General features: G+C 72.5%; 3 protein-coding genes and 1 tRNA gene. All 4 read left to right on the forward strand.

Translation table 11 applies throughout. The features are described 5' to 3' along the window. The first annotated feature begins 24 nt into the window (after positions 1-24). Positions 25-97: transfer RNA gene (locus ADL22_RS07400), tRNA-Ala, on the forward strand. A 479-nt stretch (positions 98-576) separates the two neighbouring features. Beyond that, positions 577-2,535, forward strand: a complete 1,959-nt coding sequence (locus ADL22_RS07405; protein ID WP_066974937.1) for a S53 family peptidase — start codon at positions 577-579, stop codon at positions 2,533-2,535. A gap of 328 nt (positions 2,536-2,863) precedes the next feature. Further along, a complete protein-coding gene (leuS, locus tag ADL22_RS07410) occupies positions 2,864-5,755 on the forward strand; it encodes a leucine--tRNA ligase (protein WP_066974939.1) in 2,892 nt (963 codons plus the stop codon). 376 nt (positions 5,756-6,131) lie between these two features. Continuing rightward, positions 6,132-6,980 (forward strand): hypothetical protein, encoded by an 849-nt coding sequence (locus tag ADL22_RS07415; protein WP_066974941.1) that lies wholly within the window; start codon positions 6,132-6,134, stop codon positions 6,978-6,980. Positions 6,981-7,081: the final 101 nt, after the last annotated feature.

The raw sequence follows: 7,081 nt of genomic DNA on the forward strand, positions 1-7,081 counted from the left end.
GGAAACCGCAGCGGGGCAAGACCTGGGGCTATAGCTCAGTTGGTAGAGCGCCTGCATGGCATGCAGGAGGTCAGGAGTTCAATTCTCCTTAGCTCCACAGAAGGCAGAGCGGGCCGTCCGTCAAGGGCGGCCCGCTCTGTGTTGTGTTCCGGGGCAGTGGGGCGTGGGTCGATGACGTCGGCCGTCCGGCTCCGGCAATCGTTCCGACCGCGGCACGCGTCCGCCGGTGCCGAGTGCCCGCCGGCACGGCAGGCCCCGCCGGCACCGATCTCCCCGCCGGTCGCCTGCCTGCCGCGCCACGTCCCCGCCCCCCTGTCGCGTCAAGCGCCTGACGCGTCAAGTACCTGGCGTATTCCGGCCGTTGGCCGTTCCCTGGTGACCGTTTCCGCCCGCTTGGAACCGCTCTTTGGTCTCTTCTTGGTGATCGCATAACCCTGACATGAACGGTTCACCGAAAGAGTGGCGAATCGCGTGAGCGTCACATCCGACGCATTCACCGCTGACCAGGTGTCGCGCACCGGCGCACCGGCGCGGCGTCACCACGCAGCGCACCGCAACGCCACAGCAGGGGGTTACATGAGAGCAATCCGCACCGGATCACCGCGCGCCCGCGCCGGTCTGGCCCTGGCAGCGGCGCTGCCGCTGGTCGCCGGAGCGCTCGCGCTCGGCGCCCCGACCGCCGGCGCGGCGGGCCACGACGGCGGCCGGCACGCCCTGGCGGGCACCAAACCGCAGTGGGCCACCGACCGGGCCGACCAGGGCGCCACGGCGGCCGCCACGCAGGTCTCCGCCCGGGTCTACCTGGCCGGCCGGGACGCCAAGGGCCTCGCCGACTACGCCAGGGCCGTCTCCGACCCGCACTCCGCCGCGTACGGGAAGTACCTGAGCGCCGCCCAGGTGCGCGCCCGCTACGGCGCCACGCAGGACCAGATAGCCAGGGTGACCGCCTGGCTGAAGAAGTCCGGCCTGGCGGTCACCGGCACCAACAGCCGCTATGTGACGGTCAGCGGCGACGCGGCGGCCGCCGAGCGGGCCTTCGCCACCGACCTGCACAACTACCGCAAGAGCGGCCACACGTACCACGCGCCGTCCGCCACCGCCTCCGCGCCCGCCACGGTGGCCGACGCGGTCCTGACGGTCACCGGCCTGGACAACGCGCCCCGGATGGCCCGGCACCACTCCACCGAACTGCCGCCGCCGTCGCCCGTCTTCCGCAACTCCGGGCCGTTCTCCACGTACTACGGCTCGCGGACGAACCAGTCGCTGCCCTCGGCCTACGGGAGCAAGGCCCCGTACGCGGTCCGGGGCTACACCGGCAAGCAGCTGCGCGCCGCCTACGGGGCGAAGAAGTGGACCGGCAAGGGCGTCACCGTCGCGATCACCGACGCCTACGCCTCGCCGACCATCGCCAAGGACGCGCAGACCTACGCCGCCCGCAACGGCGACGCCCGCTACCGCAAGGGCCAGCTGTCGCAGGTCCTGCCGAGCGACTACACGCACATCAAGGACTGCGGCGCGGCCGGCTGGTACGGCGAGGAGACCCTCGACGTCGAGGCGCTGCACGCGGTCGCCCCCGATTCCGACATCGTCTACGTCGGCGCGGCCTCCTGCCAGGACGACGACCTGCTGGACTCGCTCGGCAAGATCGTCGACGGGCACCTGGCCGATATCGTCTCCAACTCCTGGGGCGACATCGAGGCCAACCAGACCCCGGACTCGGCGGCCGCCTACGACCAGATCTTCCAGCAGGGCGCGGTCCAGGGCATCGGCTTCTACTTCTCCTCCGGTGACAACGGCGACGAGGTCGCCAACACCGGCACCAAGCAGGTCGACACCCCGGCGAACTCCGCGTGGGTGACCGCGGTCGGCGGCACCTCCCTGGCCGTCGGCAAGGGCGACAGCTACCAGTGGGAGACCGGCTGGGGCACCCAGAAGGCGGTCCTGTCCGCCGACGGCAACGACTGGACGGGCTTCCCCGGCGCCTTCAACGGGGGCGCGGGCGGCGGCACCAGCAAGACCGTGCCGCAGCCCTTCTACCAGCGGGGTATCGTCCCGGACGTGCTGGCCAAGGCCAACGGCGGCGCCGCGAAGCGCACCGTCCCGGACATCGCGGCCGTCGCCGACCCCAACACCGGCTTCCTGGTCGGCCAGACCCAGACCCTGCCGAACGGCAAGCTCGGCTACGACGAGTACCGGATCGGCGGCACCTCGCTGGCCGCGCCGGTGATCGCCGGCGTCCAGGCGCTGGCCCAGCAGGCCCGGCACGGCATCGCCATCGGCTTCGCCAACCCGGCGATCTACCAGCGCTACGGCACCGCCGCGTACCACGACGTGACCGACCACCCGCTGGGTGCCGGCCGCGACCTGGCGGTCGTCCGGATGGACTTCGCCAACGGCACCGACGCGAGCAAGGGCACCATCACCTCGCTGCGCAGCCTGGGCAAGGACAGCTCGCTGCACGCCACCGTCGGCTACGACGACGTCACCGGCGTCGGCAGCCCGGGAGCCGGCTACATCAGCTCCTACCGCCGCTGACACCGGCCGCCGCTCCGCCGTACCACTGGTCCGCGACCCCTCGGGCCCGGTAGCGGCGGGGCGGCGCTATCGGGGCGGGGCCCGCGCCGGGGCAATCCCGGGCGCGGGCCCCGTACGCCCTGCGGTACCCTGACGCCATGTGTGCCGTACGCCTTCTGCTTAGCGGGCCGCGCTGATCAGTCCCGACCGGGCCCTTCGCTGTGGCCGCCCGGGTCGGCATCGGCGCGGCGTCCCCTCCTGAGCGAGGGGCATTTTTGTTTCCGCAGATCCGCAGAAACCGTGTCCGCAGCAGCCGCAGGCAGAGACGATCGATGGAGCTTTGAGGACGATGAGCGAGACGACCACCGCTGCCGAGGTGGCAGCGCCGCACCGCTATACGGCCGAGCTGGCCGCCGACATCGAGGCACGCTGGCAGGACTTCTGGGAGGCGGCGGGCACCTACGAGGCCCCGAACCCCACCGGGCGGCTGGCCGGCGACCCGGAGGCGGCGGCCCGTCCCAAGAAGTTCATCATGGACATGTTCCCGTACCCCTCCGGCGCGGGGCTGCATGTCGGCCACCCCCTGGGCTTCATCGCCACCGACGTCTACGCCCGCTACCACCGCATGACGGGCCACAACGTCCTGCACACCCTGGGCTTCGACGCCTTCGGCCTGCCCGCCGAGCAGTACGCCGTCCAGACCGGCACCCACCCGCGGGTCTCCACCGAGGCCAACATCGTCAACATGCGGCGCCAGCTGCGCCGCCTGGGCCTGGGCCACGACCAGCGCCGCTCGATCGAGACCATCGACCCCGCGTACTACAAGTGGACCCAGTGGATCTTCCTGCAGATCTTCAACTCCTGGTACGACCCGGAGGCCGACAAGGCCCGGCCGATCGACACCCTGGTCGCGCAGTTCGAGGCCGGCACCCGGCCCACCCCGGACGGCCGCCCCTGGGCGGAGCTGACCGCCGCCGAGCGCGCCGACATCCTGGGCGAGTACCGCCTGGCGTACGCCTCCGACGCGCCGGTCAACTGGTGCCCCGGCCTGGGCACGGTGCTGGCCAACGAGGAGGTCACCGCCGAGGGCCGCTCCGAGCGCGGGAACTACCCGGTCTTCAAGGCCAAGCTGCGCCAGTGGAACATGCGCATCACCGCCTACGCCGACCGGCTGCTGCGCGACCTGGACGCGCTGGACTGGCCGGAGGCCATCAAGCTGCAGCAGCGCAACTGGATCGGCCGCTCCGAGGGCGCCCGGGTCGACTTCCCGGTCGGTGACGGCCAGGAGATCACCGTCTTCACCACCCGCCAGGACACCCTGTTCGGCGCCACCTACATGGTGCTGGCCCCCGAGCACCCGCTGATCGCCGGCGAGGGCACCGCCTCGATCGTCCCGGCCGCCTGGCCCGAGGGCACCCACGAGGTGTGGACCGGCGGCCACGCCACGCCCGCCGCGGCCGTCGCCGCGTACCGCAAGCAGGCCGCCGCCAAGTCGGACGTCGAGCGGCAGGCCGACGCCAAGGAGAAGACCGGCGTCTTCACCGGCGTCTTCGCCACCAACCCGGTCAGCGGCGAGCGGGTCCCGGTCTTCATCGCCGACTACGTCCTGATGGGCTACGGCACCGGCGCGATCATGGCCGTCCCGGCCCACGACACCCGCGACTTCGCCTTCGCCCGCGCCTTCGAGCTGCCGGTGCGGTGCGTCGTCGAGCCCACCGACGGCCGCGGCACCGACCCCGCCACCTGGGACGACGCCTTCGCCTCGTACGACGCGAAGCTGATCAACTCGGCGAGCGGGGAGATCTCCCTGGACGGCCTGGGCGTGTCCGAGGCCAAGGCCCGGATCACCGAGTGGCTGACCGCCCGCGGTATCGGCGAGGGCACCGTCAACTACCGGCTGCGCGACTGGCTGTTCAGCCGCCAGCGCTACTGGGGCGAGCCGTTCCCGATCGTCTACGACGAGGACGGCGTGGCCTACCCGCTGCCCGAGTCGATGCTGCCGCTGGAGCTGCCGGAGGTCGAGGACTACTCGCCGCGCACCTTCGACCCGGACGACGCCGACACCCAGCCCGAGACCCCGCTGTCCCGTAATGAGGACTGGGTCAACGTCGAGCTGGACCTGGGCGACGGGCGCGGGGTCCGCCGCTTCCGGCGCGAGACCAACACCATGCCCAACTGGGCCGGTTCGTGCTGGTACGAGCTGCGCTACCTGGACCCGGAGAACGACCAGGCGCTGGTCGACCCGGAGGTCGAGCAGTACTGGATGGGCCCGCGCGAGGGCCAGCCGCACGGCGGTGTCGACCTGTACGTGGGCGGCGCCGAGCACGCCGTACTGCACCTGCTGTACGCCCGCTTCTGGTCGAAGGTGCTGCACGACCTGGGGCACGTCTCGTCCGCCGAGCCGTTCCACAAGCTGTACAACCAGGGCATGATCCAGGCGTACGTCTACCGGGACAGCCGCGGTATCGCCGTCCCGGCTGCCGAGGTCGAGGAGCACGACGGCGGCGTCTTCTACTACGAGGGCGGCAAGGTCTCCCGGCTGCTGGGCAAGATGGGCAAGTCCCTGAAGAACGCCGTCACGCCGGACGAGATCTGCGCCGAGTACGGCGCGGACACCCTGCGCCTGTACGAGATGGCGATGGGCCCGCTGGACGTCTCCCGGCCGTGGGACACCCGCGCCGTGGTGGGCCAGTACCGCCTGCTGCAGCGGCTGTGGCGCAACGTGGTGGACGAGGCGACCGGCGAGGCCACCGTGGTCGACACCGAGCCGGACGAGGCCACCCTGCGGGCCCTGCACAAGGCGATCGACGGCGTCACCCAGGACATGGCGAACCTGCGCTTCAACACCGCCATCGCCAAGATCACCGAGCTGAACAACCACCTGACCAAGGCGGGCGGCCCGGTGCCGCGCACCGTCGCGGAGCGGCTGGTGCTGCTGATCGCCCCGCTGGCCCCGCACATCGCCGAGGAGCTGTGGCGCAAGCTGGGCCACACCGAGTCGGTCGTGCACGCGGACTTCCCGGTCGCCGACCCGGCCTACGTCGTGGACGAGACGGTGACCTGCGTCGTCCAGGTCAAGGGCAAGGTCAAGGCCCGCCTGGAGGTCGCGCCGTCGATCTCGGAGGCGGACCTGGAGGCGGCCGCGCTGGCCGAGCCGGCGGTGGTCGCGGCCCTGGGCGGCGCGGCCATCCGGAAGGTCATCGTCCGGGCGCCGAAGCTGGTGAATGTGGTTCCTGGGTGACGGGTGGGGCCTCGGGCCGGCTTCGGGCCGGCCTCGGGTCTCGCGCCTCGGGGGCGCGGCCGGGGGCCGGCTTCGGTTTCCGTCCGGCCTCCGGCCTGGGGCTGGTTTCGGGCACCCCGCTCGTGAGCGGGGCCCGGCGTTGATCAGGTTTCTGGTGTGGACGCGACTCGCGGCGGGGCTCTGACCTGGGGATTCGCGGGTTCGGGCGGCCCGGCGGGGCGCGTGCCGGGCCGGTCTCCCTCGGGCGTATAGGTGGTTTCCCCTACGGGCAGGTTGGGGGTTCGAAGGGAACCCGCGACCTGTCCGGCGCGTTTACCGTGGAGGTACGGGCGCCGGCGGAGAAGCGGCGCCGCCGACACCGCATCAGGGGAGTGCCATGGAAGTTGCCGTCGCCATCTTCGGGTTGCTCTTCCTGCTGTTCGTGGCCGCCGGGGTGTTCCTCACGGTCAAGGCGGCGCAGGCGGCCAAGCGCGGGGTGGACCGCAAGGTCGCCCAGGCCCGGCGCACGGTCGAGGACACCACGCTGCGGGCCCGGCAGTTCACCCAGCCCGGAGCGGTCGGCGAGCTGGCGCAGCTCCGGCTCTCCCTGCGCACGTCCATGCGGGCCACCCAGGAGGTCCTGGGGACCGCTTCCGCCGACGACCCGTCGCTCGGCGAGGCGGTCCGCCTCTTCGAACGGCTCAGCGCGCACGGCCGTGAGCTGGACGACGACCTCCGCCGGCTGGAGCGCGAGCCGGACCGCGCCGCCATCGCCGCCAGACTCCCCGAGCTGCGGGAGCGCCTGGAGCGCATCACCCACTCCGCGGAGTCGCTGCGCTGGGCCGCGCGCGACCGCGCCCGGAAGTTCGCCGACGACGATCTGGCCGCGCTGAGCGATCAGATCGACATGGAGGCGGGCGCCCTGCGGCACTGGACGGACGTGTCCACGGGCGGGGAACGGCCCCAGGGGGCGGAAGCACGGGGCGGCGCGGGTTCGGGCCACGTCGCGGGTGCGGGCCAGGCCGCGGGTGCCGCGGGCTCCGGTTCGGCCGGGGCGCCGGGTGCCGGCAGGGCCTCCGGCTCGGGTGGCGCGGGGTATTCCTGGGGAGCGTCCGCTGACGAGGCCGGGGAGCCCCCGGCGATCACGGCCCGGGATCCGCGTAAGCGCTGGCCGTACCCCTGGGAGAAGTCCCCCCAGCGGGAGCCGTCCCGCCGGCCGGAAGGCCGCGACGGCATACCGGGCTAGCGCGACAGCCCCCAAGACCTGGCGCTGCTGAAAGTTGAGCCGAGGCCGGGCACGGCGGGAGCGGGGGCGGTTGCGGCACGGTGGTGGCGGTGGGCGGGTGG

The organism is Streptomyces sp. NRRL F-4489, from assembly GCF_001509485.1.
Taxonomy (GTDB): domain Bacteria; phylum Actinomycetota; class Actinomycetes; order Streptomycetales; family Streptomycetaceae; genus Streptomyces.